The organism is Streptomyces montanus (assembly GCF_005786655.1).
GTDB lineage: Bacteria > Actinomycetota > Actinomycetes > Streptomycetales > Streptomycetaceae > Streptomyces > Streptomyces sporangiiformans.
Window position 1 is genome coordinate 26285 of sequence record NZ_VBZC01000024.1, and the last position, 20219, is coordinate 46503.

Annotated in this window: 18 protein-coding genes and 1 pseudogene; 10 read left to right on the forward strand and 9 right to left on the reverse strand. The window is 71.7% G+C overall.

Going from position 1 to position 20219, the window contains the following annotated elements:
• Window positions 1–22: 22 nt before the first annotated feature.
• On the forward strand, window positions 23–520 hold the full coding sequence (gene mug / locus FE633_RS22150) for a G/U mismatch-specific DNA glycosylase (protein ID WP_138046902.1): 498 nt from the start codon (window positions 23–25) through the stop codon (window positions 518–520).
• Between the two features lie 30 nt (window positions 521–550).
• On the opposite strand, the gene FE633_RS22155 is transcribed toward mug, so the two are convergent.
• From FE633_RS22155 to FE633_RS22165, 3 genes are all read right to left on the reverse strand, one after another.
• Window positions 551–994 (reverse strand): hypothetical protein, encoded by a 444-nt coding sequence (locus tag FE633_RS22155; protein ID WP_138046903.1) that lies wholly within the window; start codon window positions 992–994, stop codon window positions 551–553.
• A gap of 61 nt (window positions 995–1055) precedes the next feature.
• A complete protein-coding gene (locus FE633_RS22160) occupies window positions 1056–1778 on the reverse strand; it encodes an ABC transporter permease (RefSeq protein WP_138046904.1) in 723 nt (240 codons plus the stop codon).
• A gap of 2 nt (window positions 1779–1780) precedes the next feature.
• Window positions 1781–2734: an ABC transporter ATP-binding protein gene (locus FE633_RS22165; RefSeq protein WP_138046905.1), complete on the reverse strand. Its 954-nt coding sequence runs from the start codon at window positions 2732–2734 to the stop codon at window positions 1781–1783.
• Window positions 2735–2842: 108 nt separating this feature from the next.
• Here FE633_RS22165 and FE633_RS22170 point away from each other — a divergent pair, with 108 nt between their 5' ends.
• From FE633_RS22170 to FE633_RS22180, 3 genes are all read left to right on the forward strand, one after another.
• Window positions 2843–4006 (forward strand): sensor histidine kinase, encoded by a 1164-nt coding sequence (locus FE633_RS22170; protein WP_138046906.1) that lies wholly within the window; start codon window positions 2843–2845, stop codon window positions 4004–4006.
• A 14-nt stretch (window positions 4007–4020) separates the two neighbouring features.
• Window positions 4021–4689, forward strand: a complete 669-nt coding sequence (locus FE633_RS22175; protein ID WP_138046907.1) for a response regulator transcription factor — start codon at window positions 4021–4023, stop codon at window positions 4687–4689.
• Between the two features lie 101 nt (window positions 4690–4790).
• Complete coding sequence (locus FE633_RS22180; protein WP_138046908.1) at window positions 4791–5948, forward strand: ROK family transcriptional regulator; 1158 nt, start codon at window positions 4791–4793, stop codon at window positions 5946–5948.
• A 21-nt stretch (window positions 5949–5969) separates the two neighbouring features.
• Here the strand turns inward: FE633_RS22180 and FE633_RS22185 are convergent, their stop codons facing one another.
• Complete coding sequence (locus FE633_RS22185; protein ID WP_138046909.1) at window positions 5970–6731, reverse strand: GntR family transcriptional regulator; 762 nt, start codon at window positions 6729–6731, stop codon at window positions 5970–5972.
• Between the two features lie 187 nt (window positions 6732–6918).
• Window positions 6919–7809 (reverse strand): RNA polymerase sigma-70 factor, encoded by an 891-nt coding sequence (locus FE633_RS22190; RefSeq protein WP_171060069.1) that lies wholly within the window; start codon window positions 7807–7809, stop codon window positions 6919–6921.
• Window positions 7810–8051: 242 nt separating this feature from the next.
• On the opposite strand from FE633_RS22190, the gene FE633_RS22195 reads away from it, so the two are divergent.
• The gene (locus FE633_RS22195) at window positions 8052–8882 is read left to right on the forward strand and encodes an alpha/beta fold hydrolase (protein ID WP_138046910.1); all 831 of its coding nucleotides are present in this window, start codon (window positions 8052–8054) and stop codon (window positions 8880–8882) included.
• Between the two features lie 93 nt (window positions 8883–8975).
• Here the strand turns inward: FE633_RS22195 and FE633_RS22200 are convergent.
• Window positions 8976–9797, reverse strand: a pseudogene (locus FE633_RS22200) (DMT family transporter); the annotation flags it as partial.
• 47 nt (window positions 9798–9844) lie between these two features.
• Here FE633_RS22200 and pdxR point away from each other — a divergent pair.
• The 3 genes from pdxR (at window position 9845) to FE633_RS22215 (ending at window position 14935) form a co-directional block, all read left to right on the forward strand.
• Window positions 9845–11299 (forward strand): MocR-like pyridoxine biosynthesis transcription factor PdxR, encoded by a 1455-nt coding sequence (pdxR, locus tag FE633_RS22205; RefSeq protein WP_138046911.1) that lies wholly within the window; start codon window positions 9845–9847, stop codon window positions 11297–11299.
• Between the two features lie 310 nt (window positions 11300–11609).
• Window positions 11610–13205 carry an alkaline phosphatase D family protein gene (locus tag FE633_RS22210; RefSeq protein ID WP_138046912.1) on the forward strand — a complete coding sequence of 532 codons (1596 nt, stop codon included), beginning with the start codon at window positions 11610–11612 and terminating at the stop codon, window positions 13203–13205.
• 299 nt (window positions 13206–13504) lie between these two features.
• Window positions 13505–14935 carry a GNAT family N-acetyltransferase gene (locus FE633_RS22215; RefSeq protein WP_138046913.1) on the forward strand — a complete coding sequence of 477 codons (1431 nt, stop codon included), beginning with the start codon at window positions 13505–13507 and terminating at the stop codon, window positions 14933–14935.
• A gap of 99 nt (window positions 14936–15034) precedes the next feature.
• Here FE633_RS22215 and FE633_RS22220 read toward each other — a convergent pair whose 3' ends face one another.
• Entirely contained in the window at window positions 15035–16351 is a 1317-nt protein-coding gene (locus FE633_RS22220) for a trans-sulfuration enzyme family protein (protein WP_246113766.1), read from the reverse strand.
• A 60-nt stretch (window positions 16352–16411) separates the two neighbouring features.
• Here FE633_RS22220 and FE633_RS22225 point away from each other — a divergent pair, with 60 nt between their 5' ends.
• Complete coding sequence (locus tag FE633_RS22225) at window positions 16412–16903, forward strand: Lrp/AsnC family transcriptional regulator (protein ID WP_138046914.1); 492 nt, start codon at window positions 16412–16414, stop codon at window positions 16901–16903.
• A gap of 91 nt (window positions 16904–16994) precedes the next feature.
• Complete coding sequence (locus tag FE633_RS22230) at window positions 16995–18686, forward strand: DUF885 domain-containing protein (protein ID WP_138046915.1); 1692 nt, start codon at window positions 16995–16997, stop codon at window positions 18684–18686.
• 45 nt (window positions 18687–18731) lie between these two features.
• Here the strand turns inward: FE633_RS22230 and FE633_RS22235 are convergent, their stop codons facing one another.
• Entirely contained in the window at window positions 18732–19580 is an 849-nt protein-coding gene (locus FE633_RS22235; protein WP_138046916.1) for an SDR family oxidoreductase, read from the reverse strand.
• Between the two features lie 87 nt (window positions 19581–19667).
• Window positions 19668–20183 (reverse strand): immunity 21 family protein, encoded by a 516-nt coding sequence (locus tag FE633_RS22240; protein ID WP_119106110.1) that lies wholly within the window; start codon window positions 20181–20183, stop codon window positions 19668–19670.
• Window positions 20184–20219: the final 36 nt, after the last annotated feature.

Below are 20219 nucleotides of genomic sequence, written 5' to 3' on the forward strand. Positions count from 1 at the left end.
GGAGGCCGCCCGCGACCGGCTCGTGCCGGATGTCGTCGCGGACGGCCTCCGCGTTCTGTTCTGCGGCATCAATCCGGGGTTGATGACAGCGGCCACGGGCCACCACTTCGCCCGTCCCGGCAACCGGTTCTGGCCGGTACTGCATCTGTCCGGGTTCACGCCACGGCTGCTGAAGCCTTCGGAGCAGGGCGAGTTGCTGTCGCACGGGCTCGGGATCACGAACGTGGTGGCACGGGCGACCGCTCGCGCCGATGAGCTGACGAACGAGGAGTACGCCGAGGGCGGGCGCCTGCTCACCGCCAAGGTCGAGTCGCTGCGGCCGCGGTGGCTGGCCGTGGTGGGCATCACCGCGTACAGGGCGGCGTTCAGCGACCGCAAGGCCGTTGTCGGCCCTCAGGTGCGGGCGATCGGTGAAACGCGCGTGTGGGTGCTGCCCAACCCGAGTGGGCTGAACGCGCATTGGACGGCGGCGACGATGGCGGAGGAGTTCGCGCGGCTGCGCGTGGCCGCCGAGGCCTGACGCTCAGGGCAGATGCTCAGGGACGGAAGCTCAGGGCGGGTCCATCTCCGTGACCACGGCCACGAGTTGGAACGGCAGCTCCTTGTCAGACTGCGAGATACCCAGGGCGACCCAGCGTCCGCGGCCGTCTTCCTTCCACAGGTGTACGTCCGGCACATGCGAGCTGAGCACCACCCAGGGCTCAGGTATGTCCTCGCCGTCCATGGACCGGTTGAAGACACTCCACAGGCTGAAGACCTGCGGCGCGCCCCAGCGTTCGGTCAGTCGCTCCGACAGGCCGTCCCTTTCCAGCTCGTACTGCGTCTCGGTCTCCTCCCGTTCCGTACCGTCGTCGTCCCAGAAGTCGGCGCTCGTTTGTAACTCCGCTATGTGGTACCCGGGGCCTTCGGTGCCCACGTCCGACCTGCCGTGCTCCGCGGGGAAGTCCCGGGTGCACAGCAAGTCGATCGTGGCGAGATGCCGCGCGATGCTCATGTGATCCAGTAAAGCCCGTCCCACTGACAATGGGCAGCGCCCCAGCAGGGGTGACGCTCACTCACGCATCGCGGCGGCGCACACTCCACGCCCCCGCCAGCAGCGCTGCCGCCGTCCAGCAGGCGGTCACCGCCAGCCCGGTCCATGGCCCCAGGGCCCCCTCCGACGTCTCGTGGAGGATCACCTGCCCCGCCTTGTCCGGCAGGAAGTCGGCGATTCCGCCGGACACTCCCCCGATGACGAACGACGCGATGAGCAGGAACGGGATCAGGATGCTCAGGGTCGCGACTCCGCTGCGCAGCAGGGCGGTCAGGCCGGCGGCCAGCAGGGCCATCATGGCGAGGTAGATGCCGCAGCCCACGGCGCCGCGCAGCCCTTCGGCCGCCGCGAGTCCGCTTGTCTTGTCGCCGAGGACCGCCGTGCCGACGGCCAGGCTCACGAACCCGGTGACCAGCCCGACGGCCAGAGCCGGTACGCCGACCGCGACCATCTTGGCCGCGAACCACAGGCTCCGGTGGGGCACGGCGGCCAGGGAGAGCCTGAGGGCGCCACCCTGCAATTCGGACGAGACGGCCGTCGCCCCGAAGGCGACCGCCGCGGCCTGGCCGAAGTTGATCCCGAAGAGCGCCGAGTACAACGGGTCGAAGTCGTCGCCGTCGGAGTCGAGCCCGGCGAGGGCGGAGAAGGCCGCGGTGGTGAAGACGATCGCGAGGAGGGCCCAGATCATCGACCGCAGGCTGCGAATCTTGATCCACTCGGAGTGGAGTACGGGGGCGAACGCCATGGTCAGGCCTCCTGCGATGGGGCGGGAGTTGCGGATGCGGATGCGGATGCGGATGCGGTGAACTCGGCCTCCGAGGCCGTCAGGTCGAGGTACGCCTGCTCCAAGGTGCCTTCCTCGGCGGCGAGTTCGAGGATCGGCAGGCCCGCGTCCGATGTGAGGCGGCCGATGTCCTCCACGCGCGCGTCGTACACGGTCCAGCGGCCGTCATCGCCTGCGACGGCCTCGAAGCCGTGGAGCTTCAGCAGACCGTCGAGCAGCTCGCCTTCCGTGGTGCGCACCCGTACGCGGGGCTGCACGCGCGCGTGGATGAACTCCCGCATGGGTGTGTCGGCGAGGAGACGGCCGCGGCCGAGGACGATCAGGTGGTCGGCGAAGGAGGCGGTCTCGTTCATGAGGTGGCTGGAGACCAGGACGGTGCGGCCCTCTCGGGCCAGTCGCCGCATCAACTCCCGGATCCAGATGATGCCTTCGGGGTCGAGACCGTTCGACGGCTCGTCGAGCAGTACCACCGGTGGGTCGCCCAGGAGAGCGGCGGCGATGCCCAGGCGCTGGCGCATTCCGAGGGAGTACGTCTTCACGCGGCGCCGCGCGACCGACGCGAGCCCCGCCTCCTCCAGGACCTCGTCCACACGGTGCTCCGGGATGCGGTTGCTCGCTGCGAGGGCGCGCAGATGGTCGCGAGCGGTGCGCGATCCGTGCGCGGCCTGCGCGTCGAGCAGCGATCCGACGTGGCGCAGCGGCTCGTCGAAGGTCGTGTACGGGCGGCCGCCGAGGGTGGCGGTTCCGGACGTCGGCCGGTCCAGGCCGAGCACCAGACGCATGGTCGTGGACTTGCCGGCGCCGTTGGGACCGAGGAAGCCGGTGACCCGGCCCGGCGCGACACTGAAGGTCAGCCGGTCCACGGCGCGTGTGGCGCCGTACTCCTTGGTGAGGTCTTGGACGTCGATGCTGGTCATGGCTCAAGGCTGGCGGGCGGGCCGGGGTCCGGGCATCCCCCGCCCGTGGAGAGTGTCTCCCTCGCTCGGGGGAGGCCCGTTGTCAGTGGCGGCTGTCACGATGACGGAATGACCCGCCTGCTGCGCCCGCTGATCAGCGGGACGACGTACACCCGTCTGCTGCACCTGTGGGTTCCCATGCTGTTCGTCAGCGTGTGGATGTTCATCGACCAGACCAAGCCATGGGTGCCCGCGCTCGTGCTGCTTCCGCTGGGGCTGATCCCCTCGGTGCGCCTGGGCGAGGGTGTGCAGGCGCAGTTACTGCTGACGCCGGGCGAACAGGGCCGCCAGGACGCGTCGATCACCGTCGCGCCGTCTGCCACCTGGCGGGACCGGCTGCGGACCGTGCTGTGGCTGGAAGCGCGCATGGCCCTCGGGTGGGTGGCCGGAATGGCCACCGTCTGGCTGCCGGTTCTCGCCCTGGTGCTGGCCCAGCTCCCCTTCGGGCATGTGCCGGACGATGTCCCGCTCCTCTCGGAAGCGCGCCCTCACTGGGCATACGCGCTGTTCGTGCCGTTGCCGCTCATCGTCCTGTACGGGGCGGTGGTCGGTCTCGGCGAGCTGATCACGGCCATCGCGCGGCGTCTCCTCGGGCCCTCGGCCGCCGAGCGGCTGACGGCTCTGGAGGAACGCACCGAGCGGCTCCTGGAGCGCACACGGATCGCCCGGGAGTTGCACGACTCGATCGGCCACGCGCTGACCGTGGCTGTCGTGCAGGCGGGTGCCGCGCGGGCGGCGGGCGACCCTGCCTTCACCGACCGGGCTCTGGGCGCCATCGAGGACACGGGCCGCGCCGCGCTGGAGGACCTGGAGCGAGTGCTGAGCGTGCTGCGCGAGTCGGAGCGGCCCGTGAGCGGCCGCCCGACGCTGGCGGAGGCCGACCGGCTCCTGGAGTCGGCGCGCGCCTCAGGGGCGAAGGTCGACGCCGAGGTGACGGGGCCCTTGGCGAGCGTGCCCGGCCCGGTCTCGCGCGAGGGCTATCGCATCCTGCAGGAGTCGCTCACCAATGTGCTGCGGCATGCGGGGGCCGTACCCGTCCGGGTCCGTATCGCGGTCGAGGACCAGGCCCTGTCCCTGGAGGTGCGCAATCCGCTGACGGCGGATATATCCGGGCCCGGAGCGGGCAGCGGTCTGCGGGGCATACGGGAGCGCGCCGCGCTGCTCGGCGGCGAGGCGCGGACCGGCCCGGACGAGGGTGACTGGCAGGTGCATGTCCAGCTGCCGATGCGCTGATCTACCCTGGCCGGGTGCCGATCACCGTTCTGCTCGTCGACGACGAACCTCTCGTACGAGCGGGCCTGCGTGCCGTCCTGTCGGCGCAGCCCGACATCGAGGTCGTCGGCGAGGCGGCCGACGGCGCCGCGGTGATCCCGCTGGTGCGGCAGCTGCGCCCGGACGTCGTCGCCATGGATGTGCGCATGCCGCTCCTGGACGGCATCGAGGCCACGCGCGCTGTGCTGAGGACCGTCGACCGGCCACCGAAGATCCTCGTGGTGACGACCTTCGAGAACGACGAGTACGTGTACGAGGCGCTGCGCGCGGGCGCTGACGGGTTTCTGCTGAAGCGGGCGCGGCCGGCGGAGATCGTGCACGCGGTGCGGCTGGTCGCCGAGGGCGAGTCGCTGCTGTTCCCGGCCTCGGTGCGGCAGCTGGCCGCCGAGTACGGGGACGGTGAGAGGGACGGGAATCCAGCGGCCCGAGCGGCGCTGGAGCGGGCGTCGCTGACCGAGCGCGAGGCCGAGGTGCTGCGACTGATGACCCGGGGTCTGTCGAACGCGGAGATCGCCGCGCAACTGATCGTCGGGACCGAGACGGTGAAGTCCCACGTCAGCGCCGTACTGGCGAAGTTGGGGGCGCGGGACCGGACGCAGGCGGTGATCGCGGCGTACGAGTCGGGGTTCGTGGCGCCCGGCTGATCATGGCCGGCCGCCAGGAGGCCGCCTGCCTGCACTCGCCGAGGCCGTCCGCGCCGAGTACGATCCCCGCCAACACGCGCACGAGCTGGGAGGACGGGGCTGTGGGACGGCTGACCGGTGGGGATCCCTCTCTGCTGCGCAGGATCAACTCCGCGGTGGTACTGCACGCGCTGCGCGCCACGGACTTCGCGACCCTCACCGAGATCACCCGTGTGACCGGACTGTCCCGGCCCACCGTCGAGGGCGTCGTCGAGGGGCTCATCGAGGCCGGTCTCGTCGTCGAGACCGCGGCCGAGGAGGGCGCCGCCCGGCGCCAGGGCCGACCCGCGCGCCGGTACCGCTTCCGGGCGGAGGCGGGCCATCTGCTGGGCCTCGATGTCGGACCGCATCAGGTGGCCGTGCTCCTCGCGGACCTGGACGGCCGGATCCTGGGCACCACGGCCAAGGAGGTCGACGAGACGGCTTCGGCGGACGAACGGCTCGACCGGCTGCGCACCGCCGTCGCCGAGCTGCTGCGCCGCGCGGGCGTCGCCCGCGGTTCCCTGCGGGCGGTCGGTGTGGGCACACCCGGCATCGTCGAGGCGGACGGCACCGTGCGTCTGGGCACGGCGCTGCCGGAGTGGACGGGCCTGCCCCTGGGCGAGCGGCTGCGCCGCTCCTTCAAATGCCCGGTCCTCGTGGAGAACGACGCCAACGCCGCGGCGGTCGCCGAGCACTGGAAGGGCGCGGCCACCGAGTCCGACGACGTGGTGTTCGTGCTGGCCGGGCTGAGCCCGGGAGCCGGGTCGCTGATCGGCGGACGTCTGCACCGGGGTTACGGGGGCGCGGCCGGCGAGATCGGCGCGCTGCATCTGCTGGGGCGCGAGGCGACTCCGGAGACGCTGCTGTCCACGACCGGCGAGCCGTTGCATCCGCTGGACGAGCAGGCGGTCGCGGCGGTCTTCGCGCAGGCGCGTGAGGGCGACCAGCGGGCCCGGGCGGCCGTCGAGCGCTTCATGCAGCGTCTGGTGCACGACGTGGCCGCGCTCGTTCTGGCCCTCGACCCCGAGCTCGTCGTGATCGGCGGCTGGGCGGCGGGCATGGACGATGTACTGGAGCCGCTGCGCAAGGAGTTGGCGCGCTACTGTCTGCGGCCGCCGCGGGTCGCGCTGTCCCTCCTGGGCGAGGCCGCCGTGGCGACGGGGGCGCTGCGCCTCGCCCTCGACCACGTGGAGGAGCAACTGTTCGCTGTGGAGGGCACGGTGACAGCACGACGCTGAGGAGCACCGCGACCGCAGCTCTCAGGAAGCCCGGCGCTCCGAGTCGTGATGGATCTCCACGCCGCCCGTGTCGCCGAAGGTCAGTCGGCAGGTGTCGGCACGGTACGTGGCGACGGAGAGCGCCGCGGTCCGTCCCTTGGTGAGGAAGCGGGTGGTGACGACGAGGACGGGGGCGCCCGGGAGCCGGTCGAGTTCCTTGGCGTCCTCCGCGCGGGCCGAGCCGAGTTCCACGGCGCGGTCCTGGCCCTCCAGCTCCAGGCGCTGGAGTTCGCGGAGCACGGCACGCGCGCGTGCCACTCCCGAGGGCGCGTCGATGCCGGAGAGCTCGGGCACCGACGAGGCCGGGATGTAGAGCAGTTCGGCGGCGACGGGCTGGCCGTGCGTCACCCGGGAGCGGCGCACGGTGAGTACCTGCTCGTCGTGGACGGTCTCCAGGATGTCGGCCACTGCCGCGGGCGGAACCGCCGCCGTGCAGTCGATGGGCTGCCAGGCGTCGCCGAACGCGCCCGGCCACGCGTGCTGCTCGGATTCCACGGCCACGCCCATGCGCGGCGGGGCCACGGTCGTGCCGACCCCGCGGCGGCGTTGCAGCCGGCCTTCGAGTTCGAGCTGCTCCAGGGCCTGGCGGAGCGTGGCTCGGGCGACTCCGAACCGTGCGGCGAGATCACGCTCGTTGGGAAGGATCTCGCCCACCGAGAACTCGGAGTCCAGCGCCTCACTGAGCACGGTCCTGAGATGCCAGTACTTCGGCTCCGGCACCGTATCCAACTGCGTGGTCCCCACCCTGTCCTCCGCAATCCCCGCAACTCGGCTGTTTTTAAAGGCCTTATTTATTAAAGGTTCCTGCACTATGTCTGCGACCATAGGACGGCCCCCACCCTTGGTCAAGACCAATCCACGATCCCAGCCGTCACGGATCGCACAGGAGTGGTGCCGCTGAGCGTTCATGCGGCTTTCATGAGACGGCGGGTCAGGCGTCGGCGAGGGCCAACAGCTTCTCCGGGTTCCGCACGATGTAGACGCACTGGATTCGGCCGTCGACGACGGCCACCTGGAACACGCTGTCGGGCTTGCCCGCGGACAGGGTCAGCAGCGCGACGCCGCCGTTGATCTCCAGGAACCGGAACGACATGTCCGGGACGCGCTTGCGGGAGGCGCCCAGAAGGAAACGGCCCACCTTGTCGGCCGACTCGATGACGTGCAGCGGAGCCTTGGCTCGGCCGCCGCTGTCGCCCACCAGCCGCGCGTCCGGGGCCAGCAGGGACATCAGTCCCTCCAGGTCGCCCTCGAGCGCCGCGGCGAGGAACCGCTCGGTGAGGTCGCGCTGCAGGGCGGGGTCGACCTCGTAGCGCGGCCGCTTCTCGTCGACGTGCCTGCGGGCCCGCCCGGCCAACTGCCGCACCGCGGTCTCACCGCGTTCCAGGATGGCGGCGATGTCCGCGTACGGATACCCGAAGGCTTCCCGGAGCACGAATACCGCGCGCTCCAGCGGCGACAGGGACTCCAGGACGACGAGCACGGCCAGCGAGACGGAGTCGGCGAGCATGGTCCGCTCGGCCGCGTCCGGCACGGCGTCGCCGAAGTCGGTGACGTACGGCTCCGGCAGCCACGGCCCCACATAGGACTCGTTGCGCGACCGGATCTGACGCAGCCGGTCGATGGCGAGCCGGGTGGTGATGCGCACCAGGTAGCCGCGGGGCTCGCGCACCTCGGTACGGTCGGCGCCCGACCAGCGCAGCCATGCGTCCTGGACCACGTCCTCCGCGTCGGCCACCCGGCCGAGCATGCGGTAGGCGACGCCCGTCAGGACGGGACGGTGCTCTTCGAAGACCTTGGTCGCGGTGTCGATGTCGGGAGCCACGGCACCATCCCATCCGACGAGACCGGTCGTGTCCAGGCGATGCCGGCCGCGCCCTGCGAATCCGGCCGTGCGCACGTCGAACCCCGGCCGTACACGGGTCGAACCGAGGTCAACCTGGGTGTGCGCAGGACGAGTTGAGTGCGTACGGCCATCAGGTCGACGACCCGTGGGGCTACCCGCCGGTAGCAATTGCTGACAAGCTGTCTATAAGTCGGCCCTGTCCCCAGACGAGGAGCAGTTCCATGTCCGCCACGGTCACCCTCACCGTCCCTTCCCCGCGCGGCCCGCGGTCCGTGCCCCTCTCGTACGCGCGCGTGGGGACCGGCGAACCGCTACTGCTGCTGCACGGGATAGGCCACCACCGTCAGGCCTGGGACCCGGTCGTGGACATCCTGGCGGCCGAGCGCGACGTGATCGCGGTGGACCTGCCCGGCTGCGGCGACTCCCCCGCGCTGCCCGACGGCTTCGCCCACGATCTACCGACGATGAACACCGTGCTCGGCGCGTTGTGCGAGGCCCTGGAGCTCGAACGCCCGCATGTCGCGGGCAACTCCCTGGGTGGGCTGCTGGCCCTGTCGCTGGGCCGCGAGAAGCTCGTACGGTCCGTCACCGCACTGGCGCCCGCGGGCTTCTGGTCGCCGGTCGAGCGGCGGTACGCCTTCGGTGTCCTGGTGGCGATGCGACAGGCCGCGCGGAGCATGCCGCTGCCGGTGGTCGAGCGGTTGTCGCGTTCGGCGGCCGGGCGCACGGTGCTGACCAGCACCATCTACGCCCGCCCCGAGCGGCGTTCACCGGAAGCGGTCGTCGCCGAGACGCTCGCACTGGCCAGGGCCGAGGGATTCTCCGAGACGCTCAGGGCGGGCACCGCCGTCCAGTTCACGGAGAACCTCCCCGGACTGCCGGTCACGGTGGCGTGGGGCACTCGGGACCGGATCCTGGTACGCCGCCAGGGGATCCGCGCCAAGTACGTCATGCCGCGCGCCCGGCTGGTCCGGCTGCCCGGCTGCGGGCACGTCCCGATGAACGACGACCCGGCGCTCGTGGCGCGGGTCATCCTGGACGGCAGCCGCTGACCTCCGCGCCCGCAGGGTCGACGCACCCGATCCCAGGGCGACTCCGGCGCCCACCAGCGCGCTGCCCGCGGCCTGTGCCACCCCGTAGGAGCCGGTTCCGGCGAGCGGGGCGGTGCAGGCAGCGGCGACGGGGATGAGGCCGGAGAAGAGCGTGGCGCGCTCCGCGCCGATCCGCTGCATGCCCATGTACCAGCAGACGAAGCCGATGACCGTGACGACCGCCGCCTGCCACAGCAGGGCGGCGAGTTCGCCGGTGTCCGGCGTACGCACCCACGCGCGGCCGTCGACGATCACCCCGGCCACCGCCGATTCGACCGCCGCGAGCCCGCACACCGTGGCCGACATCAGCCGTGGTCCGAGCGGCCGCAGCACGGGCACGGCCAGGACCGCGAAGCCCACCTCTCCGATGAGCGCGCACAAGGAGAAGGCGATGCCCATCCCGTCGGTACGCCCCCACCCCTGGATCGCGACGGCGCCGACGGCGACGAGCAACGCGCCGTACAGGACCGGGCGTTGGGGCCGACGGCCTTCCAGGAGTGGCACGAGAACGGCCACAACCACCGGTGCGCAGCCCACGAAGACCCCCGGAACCGCGGGCTCCGCGGTGCGTTCGGCCGCGAGCACGGCGAGGTTGAAGCCGACCATGCCGACGGCCGCGAGCAGCGCGAGCCGTGTCCACTGGCGCGGGGTCAGCTCCCGCAGCGGTGCCGCGCCGCCTCGTCCGACCACAGGCAGGAGCAGCAGGCAGGCCACTGCATAGCGCAGGAACTGACCGCCCGCGTACGGGTAGTGGACCAGGACGCTGTTGGCCGTGAAGGAGCCTCCGACAAGGAGACAGGCGGTGGCCGCGAGCAGCGACCCGCGCATTCTCCCGCTCGCGGGGCCACTCGTGGCGCTGATGGTGGTGGCGTTCATGCAGGCGACGCTATGAACGGCATCGGTCCGGTTTAAGGTCCACTTTCATGACTCCATCGGGGACCAATCCGGCTGCGTCCGGATCAGCGGCCTGGGCCGCCGCCTGGGAGCTGCTCCTGCCGGCCGCCTCGGCACCGGCACGCGCGCGTGGCCGTTCCCTGCAGGCGGCGCTGCGCGAGGCGGTGCGCTCCGGGCGGCTCGTGCCCGGCACCCGGCTTCCGTCCAGCCGTGAACTCGCCGCCGATCTCGAGGTGTCCAGGGGGCTGGTCACCGAGGCGTACGAGCAGTTGACCGCGGAGGGCTATCTGCGCAGCGGCCGGGGCGCCGGAACCTGGGTGGGCGGCGCCGCGCGGGCCGCCCACCCGCGCGCGCGTGATCTCGCGCCCCGCTCCCTCGACACCCGGGCCGACTTCCTTCCCGGCACCCCGGACCTGTCGCTCTTCCCGCGCGCGGCCTGGGCGGCCGCGCAGCGCGGAGTGCTCGCCGAACTGCCGCACCACACGCTGGGTTATCCCGATCCGCGCGGGCTGCCCCGGTTGCGTACGGCTCTCGCGGAACTGCTGGTCCGACGCCGGGGCGTGGTCGCGGACCCGGAACGGGTGCTGGTCGTCTCGGGCGTGGCGCAGGCCACGACGCTGCTCGGATTCGTGCTCCACGCGCGCGGGATGCGCACCATCGGCGTGGAGGACCCCGGAAGCCCCGAGCACGACGCCCTGTACACATCGGCCGGCATCGGCACCGTGCCGCTGCCCCTGGACGACGAAGGACTGGCGGCCGGGCCCCTTCGGGACTCGGGCGTACGGGCGGTCGTGACGACGCCCGCGCACCAGTTCCCGTCGGGGATCGCGTACTCGGCGCGGCGGCGCGCGGAACTCCTCGACTGGGCGCGGTCCGTGGACGGGCTCGTCGTCGAGGACGACTACGACGGCGACTTCCGGTACGACCGGGCGCCGGTGGGCGCCCTCCAGGGACTCGACCCCGAGCACGTCGCGTACACGGGGTCCGTCAGCAAGTCGCTGGCGCCGGGGCTGCGGCTCGGCTGGCTGCTGGTGCCCGCGTCGCTCACCGAGGAGGTCGTCGAACGCAAGCGCACGATGGACCTCGGCAATCCGGTCGTCGACCAGGCGCTCCTCGCCCGCTTCATCGAACGCGGCGACTACGACCGCCAGTTGCGCCGCTGCCAACGCGCCTACAGGGAACGGCGCGACACCCTCGTGGCCGCGCTGGAGGAGCACTTTCCCGGCACCCGGGTGTCCGGGATCGCCGCCGGGTTGCATGCCATCGCCGCGCTGCCGCTCCGGTACGGTCCGCCGGACCATTTCTTGGAACGCGTGGCCGCGGCCGGTGTCGCCGTACGCCCTGTGAGTGACTTCGCGCAGACGCCGGCCGAGGAGGAGTCGGTGCGGCTGGTACTGGGGTACGCCCATGTGTCGCCGACGCGGATCAGGGAGGGCGTGCGGCTGATGGCTGCGGCGGTTGGTGCGCGATGGGCGGGTGGCTGACGGGGTTTTCTCGCCCCCGCCGCCCCTACCCGTCCCATCCTTCTGGGGCTCCGCCCCAGACCCCGCTCCTCAAACGCCGGAGGGGCTGACATACCCAGCCCGTCCGGCGTTTGAGGACGAGGCCGTTCAGGCCGATACGGGGGTCTGGGGGCGGAGCCCCCAGGTTCGGGATGGGACGGGTAGGGGCGGCGGGGGCGAAAAAACACGTGGGGGACTGCGGATAGTTGTTCACTTGTGGTTTGCGTGTGCGCTGCGGCGCACCAGTAGTTGTGGCACTGCACACTGGCCGGACCGTCCCAGGAGGCGCTTCATGTCACACCGTCCGCCGAGCCCGCTCCCCGCCCGCCGCAGCGTCCTGCGCGGCTCGTTCGCCGCGTCGGCGGCACTCGCCCTGCCGGCCACGGTCGGCGCGGCTCCGGCGTTCTCCCTGTCCGGACGGCCGAAGGCCGGATGGGGCGTACAGACCGGAGACGTGACCGCGCACTCCGGTCTCGTGTGGGTGCGCTCGGACCGGCCGGCACGGATGGTCGTGGAGACCTCCGCGACCGACTCGTTCCGCAACCCGAGCAGATGGCAGGGACCGATCCTGGGCGCGGACACGGATTTCACGGGCACCACCCGGCTGCGCGGACTGCCCGCGGGCGAGCAGATCCACTACCGCGTCCTGCTCGCCGACCCGGACGACCCGCGCCGCACCGGCGAGCCGGTGACCGGCACCTTCCGTACGGCGCCCCTGCAGCGGCGCGACGGGGTTCGCTTCCTGTGGTCGGGCGACCTCGCGGGCCAGGGCTGGGGCATCAACCCGGACCTCGGCGGCTACCGAATCTTCGACGCGATGGCCGCGCTCGACCCGGACTTCTTCCTGTGCAGCGGCGACAACATCTACGCCGACGGCCCGATCGCGGCGACCGCGCCCCTGCCCGACGGCAGCACCTGGCGGAACGTCACCACCGAGGAGAAGTCCAAGGTCGCCGAGACCCTGGCCGAGTTCCGGGGCAACTTCCGCTACAACCTGCTGGACGAGAACCTCCGGCGCTTCAACGCCCAGGTGCCGTCGATCATCCAGTGGGACGACCACGAGGTGCGCAACAACTGGTACCCCGGACAAGTGATCGCCGACACGGACACCCGCTACACCGAGAAGAGCGTCGACGTCCTGAGCGCCCGCGCCCTCCGCGCGTTCAGCGAGTACTACCCGGTCTCCACGCTGCAACCCGGCGCGCGGGACGGCCGGATGTACCGTGTCCTGCGGCACGGTCCGCTGCTCGACGTCTTCGTCCTCGACATGCGGACGTACCGCAACGCCAACTCCCCCGACACCCAGACCACCGATCCGCAGGGCATCCTCGGCGCGGAGCAACTGGCGTGGGTCAAGCGGGAGTTGGCGCGGTCGCGTGCGGTGTGGAAGGTGATCGCGTCGGACATGCCGCTCGGTCTGGTCGTGCCCGACACCACCGAGGGGAAGAAGAACATCGAGGCGGTGGCCCAGGGCGACCCGGGCGCGCCGCTCGGGCGCGAACTGCAGATCGCCGAGCTGCTGCGGTTCATCAAGCACAGCAAGATCACGGGCACGGTGTGGCTGACCGCCGATGTGCACTACACCTCGGCGCAGCACTACCAGCCGTCACGGGCCGCCTTCACCGACTTCGAGCCGTTCTGGGAGTTCGTCTCCGGGCCCCTGAACGCGGGCGCCTTCCCGGCGAACGCCCTGGACAACACCTTCGGCCCGGAGCGGACGTTCGTGAAGGCACCGACCACCGCGAATGTCTCGCCCGCCGGGGGTTACCAGTTCTTCGGCGAGGTCGACATCGACGGCGGCAGCGGGGAGCTGACGGTCCGTCTGCGCGAGCAGGACGGCAGCGTGCTCTACACGAAGGTGTTGCAGCCGGGGCGCGTGGGACAGTAGCTCGCGTACTCTCGGGCAACATGCCGCGCGCCGGAGTCATCCCACGGCGCGCGGCACGTGTGTCGGCACGTGTGTCGGCACGTGTGTCGGCACGTGTGTCGGCACACGTGCGTAGGCGCGCGCGGCAGGTGCGTCGGCCGGAGCGACCCGGTTTCCCCAGGTCGGAAGGGATCTGTCGGCACCCGATCGACCGACGCCAAAGGGCCGCAAAAACAACTCCAAAGGGAGCAAAACCACTCTTAACCGATCAGTCACAAAGCGTTCGTGATCACGCAACACGATTCCCTCACAGTGGTTGCATGACTCCTGAGATGTCCGATGTGACACGTACGAAGAACGGACGCCCGGTCCACCACTGGCGCCGGGACCTCGTCGAACTGGCCGCGCTGTTCACGGCGGTGGCGGTCGCGGATGTGGTGGCGAACCTGATCGGGCACGGCCCCGACGGCCCTGCCCTGCTCCTGATCTCGGCGGTCGCCATGGCCGCCACGGCGGGCTTCCACACATGGTGGTCACGACGCCGCGGTCACGCTCCGCCGACGGACCATACCGGCGCCCGGCCGTCCGCCGAATCGCGGCAGGCCGGGCCGATCGAGACGGCCCCCGCGCTGCCGGAGGCCGTGACCGCTGGGGCCGTCCTCTGGCGGATGCGGACCACCGTGCGGGACGAGCCCGGCACGCTGGCCGCGCTGTGCACGGCGCTCGCGGGGCGGCAGGTCGACATCCTGAGCCTGCAGACGCACCCGCTGGCGGAAGGCACCGTGGACGAGTTCCTGCTGCGCGCCCCTGCGGAGGTGACCGCGTCCGAGGTCACCCGGGCGGTCGCGCAGGCAGGCGGCGCCCAGACGTGGATCGAGCGGGCCGACACGCACGACCTGGTGGACGCGCCCACCCGCATCCTGGGTCTGGCGACCCGCACGGCGCTGGACGCGGCGGAACTGCCGCTGGCGCTGCGGCAGTTGCTGGGGCGCTGCACCATCCGTTCGCTGCCCGCCGTGTCCGTGAGCGCCGACCACGCCGACGAGGGGGTACCCGTCGAGGGAGCTCTTGAGGACACCGTGATGCGGCTGCGGGCGCCGGAGGGCGAAGTGATCACGGTGGAGCGGCCGTACCTGCCGTTCACGCCCGCCGAGTTCGCGCGGGCCCGAGCGCTGGTCGAACTGGACACCCGGCTCGGTCCGCGTGTCCCCGGCAGCCATGACCTGCTGACCCTGCCTCAGGGCAAGGCCATCACCGTGCGCCGGGCCGACACCGGCGACCTCGAAGCGGCGAAGGACATGCACGAGCGGTGCTCGTCGCGGACGCTGAACCTCCGCTACCACGGCCCCGTCGGTGACGCCGACCGCTATCTGAACCACCTCCTCAGCCCCCGCTTCGGCCGGACGCTCGCCGTGGAGACCGCACAGGGGCGCATCGTCGGACTCGGCCACCTCCTGTGGGACGGCGACGAGACGGAGGTGGCGCTGCTGATCGAGGACGAGTGGCAGCGGCGCGGTATCGGCGGGGAACTGCTCGGCCGGCTCGTGACCATGGCCGTCGAGGCCGGCTGCGACAGCGTGTACGCCGTCACACAGTCCTCCAACACGGGCATGGTCGCCGCCATGCGCGGCCTTGACCTCCCTCTCGACTACCAGATCGAGGAGGGCACCCTGGTCATCACGGCCCGCCTGGACGTGACTCCGGTGAGCTCACGACTCCCGTACGACCACGAGCAGACCGTGCGCGACTAGCGTCTGACAGAAGCGCGTTACGCCCGAGGGTGCCGCCGACATGCCGGCGGCACCCTCGGCTCCGCTCCGACCGGAGTCTTCGCGTTCACCACTGCCCTGTCACTGGTCGGCGTGCGCGGTCGCCGAGGCCGCGGCCCTCGGGCCCCGCGGCCGCGGTTGAGGCCCGCTGACCGCCACCGCGCCCCTACGAACCCCGCTCCCCCGCCGCGTCCCCAGCGCCCCGTCCAGGTCGCGCCACAGATCCTCGACGTCCTCCAGTCCCACCGACAGCCGCAGCAGCCGGTCACTCACGCCGGACGTCCGCCGGTCCTCCGCGTCCACGATGCGATGGCTGATCGAGGCCGGATGCTGGATCAGCGTGTCGACGCTGCCGAGGCTCACGGCCGGCGTGATGAGGCGGACCCCGGCGATCAGTTCGTGGGGATCGCCGTGCACCTCGAAGGCGATCATCGCGCCGCCGAGCCGGGGATAGTGAACGCGGGCGACGCGTGGGTCGGCGGCGAGGCGGCGGGCCAGTTCCGCGGCGTTCGAGGACGCCGCACGGACGCGTACGGGCAGGGTGGACAGCCCGCGCAGCAGCAGATAGCCGGCCAGCGGATGCAGCACACCGCCCGTGGCGAAGCGGACTTGGCGCAGCCGACGGGCGAACGCCTCGTCGCAGGCGACCACTCCGGCCATCACGTCACCGTGTCCGCCCAGATACTTGGTGGCGCTGTGCAGGACGAGCCGCGCGCCCTGTTCGACGGGCCGCTGCAGCACCGGTGTGGCGAAGGTGTTGTCCGCGAGCAGCGGCACGGTCCGGCAAGCGTGCGCGAGGGCGCGCAGGTCGAGTTCGGCGAGCGTCGGGTTGGCCGGTGACTCGACCATCACCAGGCCGGTGTCCGGGCGCAGGGCGTCCGCGATGCCCGCCGGATCGACCCAGGTCACCTCGGTGCCGAGCAGCCCGGCGGTCAACAGGTGGTCGCTGCACCCGTAGAGGGGCCGTACGGCCACGACATGACGCAGGCCCATCGCGTTCCGTGCGAGCAGTACGGCGCTCAGCGCGGCCATACCGCTCGCGAAGGCGACCGCGCTCTCGGTGCCCTCCAGCCGCGCGAGCGCGGTCTCGAAACGGGCGACGGTCGGATTGCCGAGCCGGCCGTAGACCGGCGGCCCCTCCAGCGGGGCGCCGTGCGCGGCGAAGGCGTCGATCCGGGCGGCCTCGCCGCGGCTGTCGTACGAGGGGTAAGTCGTGGACAGGTCGATCGGCGGCGCGTGCAGCCCCTGCCGGGCGAGATCGTCCCGCCCGGCGTGCACGGCTTCCGTGGCCAGGGCCCTCACATCGTCAGACGCGTCGTACGCGTAGTGGGCGTCGTACGCGTAGTGGGCGTCGCCCGCACAGGGCGCCTCGTGGGCGTCAAAGTTGCCTGAGTCCATGCCCAGCAGCCTGAACACCGACCGGGTATCCAGCGCAGAATGCCGTGCTACGTTCGGGCCATGCCAGAATCCGTCGTACTCGATCCGGTGGATCTTCATCTTCTGCGGCTGCTGCAGAACGACGCACGGACCACTTACCGCGACCTCGCCGCGCAGGTCGGTGTCGCGCCCTCGACCTGCCTGGACCGGGTGACCCGGCTGCGCCGCTGCGGCATCATCCTCGGCCATCAGCTGCGACTCGATCCGGCCAAGCTGGGACGTGGCCTGGAAGCACTGCTGTCGGTGCAGGTCAGGCCGCACCGGCGGGAGCTCGTCGGGCCGTTCGTGGAACGGATCCGGACGCTGCCCGAGTCCCGTACCGTCTTCCATCTCACCGGTCCCGACGACTACCTCGTCCATGTCGCGGTCGCGGACATGGCGGATCTCCAGCGGCTGGTCCTCGACGAGTTCACCGCGCACCGCGAAGTGGCGCGCGTCGAGACGCGGTTGATCTTCCAGCAGTGGGACTGCGGCCCCCTGCTTCCACCCGCGCCACGCACGGAGTCGGGCTGACCGCACGGCCGCGGCGGAATCCGGCTGCCCCTCCCGCGAACGCCCCTGAATCCGGCTGACGCACACGGTCTCCCCGTATGAGGATGTCCGCATGTCAGACACGAAGAGCCCGCTGCCCCGCGAGGTCGCCGACGCCTATGTCGACGACCTCATCGCCCTCGACCCGGTCACCGGTACGTATCTCGGCGTGAAGGAGAGTTCCGGCAGGTTGCCCGACACCTCGCCCGCCGGGCAGGAGGCACTCGCGGAGCTGGCGCGGACGACACTCGCGCGGCTCGACGAGGCGGAGCGGCGGCCGGGCGCGGACCGTGACATCGAGCGCCGCTGCGCGCGTCTGCTGCGCGAGCGGCTCACCGCCGAACTCGCCGTGCACGAGGCCGACGAGGGCCTGCGGGCCGTCGGCAACATGCACACGGCCGCGCACGCGGTCCGCGAGGTGTTCACGGTGACACCGGCGGAGACGGACGAGGACTGGGCCGCGATCGCCCAGCGGCTGCGCGCGGTGCCCACGGCCCTCGCCGGCTACCGCGAGTCCCTCACACTCGGCCTGGAGCGCAAGCTGTACGCGGGCCCGCGCCCCACCGCGACGTTCGTCGAGCAGCTCACCGAGTGGTCGGACACCGACGGTTCGGGCCTCGGCTGGTTCGAGGACTTCGCCTCGGCCGGTCCCGACTCCCTGCGTACGGAACTCGACGACGCCGCCCGCGCGGCGACCGCGGCGCTCGTCGACCTGCGCGACTGGATGCGCGACGTGTACGGGCCCGCGATCGAGGGCGCGCCGAACACGGTCGGCCGCGAGCGGTACGCCCGCTGGTCGCGCTACTTCAACGGTACGGACCTCGACCTGGACGAGGCGTACGCGTACGGCTGGGCCGAGTACCACCGGCTGCTCGCCGAGATGAAGCAGGAGGCCGAGAAGATCCTGCCCGGCGCCGAGACCCCGTGGGTCGCGCTCGCGCACCTCGACGAGCACGGGCGGCACATCGAGGGCGTCGACGAGGTCCGCGAGTGGCTGCAGGGCCTGATGGACCAGGCGATCGAGGCGCTCGACGGCACCCACTTCGAACTCGCCGAGCGGGTACGGAAGGTGGAGTCCCGCATCGCCCCGCCGGGCAGCGCGGCGGCCCCGTACTACACCGCGCCGTCGGAGGACTTCTCGCGCCCCGGCCGTACGTGGCTGCCGACGATGGGGCAGACCCGTTTCCCGGTGTACGACCTGGTGTCGACCTGGTACCACGAGGGCGTCCCCGGCCATCACCTCCAGCTGGCGCAATGGGCGCATGTGGCCGGGAACCTCTCCCGCTACCAGGCCACCGTGGGCGGAGTCAGTGCCAACTGCGAGGGCTGGGCGCTGTACGCGGAGCGGCTCATGGACGAACTGGGCTTCCTCACGGACGCCGAGCAGCGGCTCGGTTATCTGGACGCGCAGATGATGCGCGCGGCCCGCGTCATCGTCGACATCGGCATGCACCTGGAGCTGGAGATCCCGGCGGACTCGCCCTTCCACCCGGGCGAGCGGTGGACTCCGGAGCTGGCTCAGGAGTTCTTCGGCGCGCACAGCAGCCGTCCGGCGGACTTCGTGGAGAGCGAGCTCACCCGCTACCTCTCCATCCCCGGCCAGGCCATCGGCTACAAGCTGGGCGAACGCGCCTGGCTGCTGGGCCGCGAGAACGCGAAGAAGCGCCACGGTGACGCCTTCGACGCGAAGGCCTGGCACATGGCGGCGCTGTCACAGGGTTCGCTGGGCCTGGACGACCTGGTGGACGAGTTGTCGCAGCTCTGATCACCGGCACCCGCACAGGCACAGGCACAGGCACCGGCACCGGCTTCAGCCGCGCCGGAACCCGCCCTCCGAGTCGATGACCTGCCCGGTGACCCACTCCGCCTCGTCCGTCGCGAGCCACGCGATGAGACGGGCGGGGTCGTCGGGCATGCCCCAGCGGCCCGCCGGGAACATCGCCGCGATGCTCGCGTAGGCGTCGCCGGTCATGTAGTCCGTGTCCACGGGCCCCGGGTTGACGGTGTTCACGGTGATGGCGTGCTCGGCGAGGGCCGTCGACAGGGAGCGGGTGATCGAGGCGAGGGAGCCCTTCTGGAGGGCGTACGCGATCTCGCCCGGCATCCCGCCCGCGATGTCCTGTCCGGAGGTCATCATCACGACCCGCCCGCCCGGCGTGCAGGGTGGCAGTGCGGCCCGCAGCCGGGCGTAGGCCTGCACGAGGAGAAGCACCGAGCGCGTGTCGACGGCCCAATGTGCGTCGAGCATCGTGGCGTCGATCGTGTCGAGGGTGCCGTCGGAGCCGCTCAGTGCGTGGTTGGCGACAAGGATGTCGATCCGTCCGCCGAGCGCGTCCGCGGCCGAGGCGATCAACCCGGCCGGAGCAGCCGGGTCGGAGAGGTCCCCGGGCCCGTCGACGACCCGCGCGTCGGGGTCGGCGCACGCCTCGCGCACCGCGGCGGCCACGTCCTCGGGACGGTCCGCGCCCCAGGGCATGGCCGCGTCGTGCGGCACATGGTGGTGGAGATAGAGGCTCGCTCCGTACGCGGCGAGACGACGGGCCACGGCATACCCGATGCCTCCGCGCCTGCTGACCCCGGTGACGAGGGCGGTACGGCCTCGCAGGGGCAGGGGGTCACGGCGCAGTGCTTCGGCGGTGGGGTGCGGGAGTTGGGGCATGGCGGACCATGATGGTGGAGCGTGCGCGCGCGTCGCATGTGATTTTCCGCGGCCGGCCCCTGGCTTGCTGCTCGAACGAGTGAGTCGTCAGTGCGCGAGCCGCCGCAGTTGTACCAGCCCGAGCCATGTCTCTGGGCCCGGCTCCGCGTACGCCGCGCGGACCGCGTACCGTCCCGGATCAAGCGTGATCCGCAGATGCCCCGCCCTCCCGGCCTCGTTCCCGGGCCAGGCGGCGTCGAACAGGACCACCGTTCCGGGTATCTCCCAGTGCACCTCCCCCTCCCACGCCGCGGCGTCGAGGGCTGCCGGAACCCCGGCCAGCACCTCGACCTCGGACTCCGCGGCGCACCACCGTACGAAGGTGTCGTGCTCGGGCAGATAGGCGGTCGCGCTGGGGTCGTCCCCGAGGACGAGGGCCGTGGCGTTGCCGACCGGGAGCAGACCGATGAACCCGTCCACGTCGCAGGCCCTGTCATAGTCGGTCGCCAGCTCGTCGCCGTCCGCCCCGGTCCAGAACGGCAACACCCCTTCCGGAATCGCTATCAGGGGCCCTCCGCCCGACTCCACCCACTCGACCGAACCATGATCCGCGTAACTCGCCATGCGGAGAAACTACACGCCCGGCGCACGGGCGCCTGA

Coding starts and splice junctions, on each gene's coding strand:
- FE633_RS22210 (WP_138046912.1), top strand. CDS start 11,610: ATGTCACACCGTCCGCCGAGCCCGCTCCCCGCCCGCCGCAGCGTCCTG.
- FE633_RS22220 (WP_246113766.1), bottom strand. CDS start 16,351: ATGGACTCAGGCAACTTTGACGCCCACGAGGCGCCCTGTGCGGGCGAC.
- FE633_RS22170 (WP_138046906.1), top strand. CDS start 2,843: ATGACCCGCCTGCTGCGCCCGCTGATCAGCGGGACGACGTACACCCGT.
- FE633_RS22165 (WP_138046905.1), bottom strand. CDS start 2,734: ATGACCAGCATCGACGTCCAAGACCTCACCAAGGAGTACGGCGCCACA.
- FE633_RS22155 (WP_138046903.1), bottom strand. CDS start 994: ATGAGCATCGCGCGGCATCTCGCCACGATCGACTTGCTGTGCACCCGG.
- FE633_RS22195 (WP_138046910.1), top strand. CDS start 8,052: ATGTCCGCCACGGTCACCCTCACCGTCCCTTCCCCGCGCGGCCCGCGG.
- pdxR (WP_138046911.1), top strand. CDS start 9,845: ATGACTCCATCGGGGACCAATCCGGCTGCGTCCGGATCAGCGGCCTGG.
- FE633_RS22235 (WP_138046916.1), bottom strand. CDS start 19,580: ATGCCCCAACTCCCGCACCCCACCGCCGAAGCACTGCGCCGTGACCCC.
- FE633_RS22160 (WP_138046904.1), bottom strand. CDS start 1,778: ATGGCGTTCGCCCCCGTACTCCACTCCGAGTGGATCAAGATTCGCAGC.
- FE633_RS22230 (WP_138046915.1), top strand. CDS start 16,995: ATGTCAGACACGAAGAGCCCGCTGCCCCGCGAGGTCGCCGACGCCTAT.
- FE633_RS22240 (WP_119106110.1), bottom strand. CDS start 20,183: ATGGCGAGTTACGCGGATCATGGTTCGGTCGAGTGGGTGGAGTCGGGC.
- FE633_RS22215 (WP_138046913.1), top strand. CDS start 13,505: ATGACTCCTGAGATGTCCGATGTGACACGTACGAAGAACGGACGCCCG.
- FE633_RS22225 (WP_138046914.1), top strand. CDS start 16,412: ATGCCAGAATCCGTCGTACTCGATCCGGTGGATCTTCATCTTCTGCGG.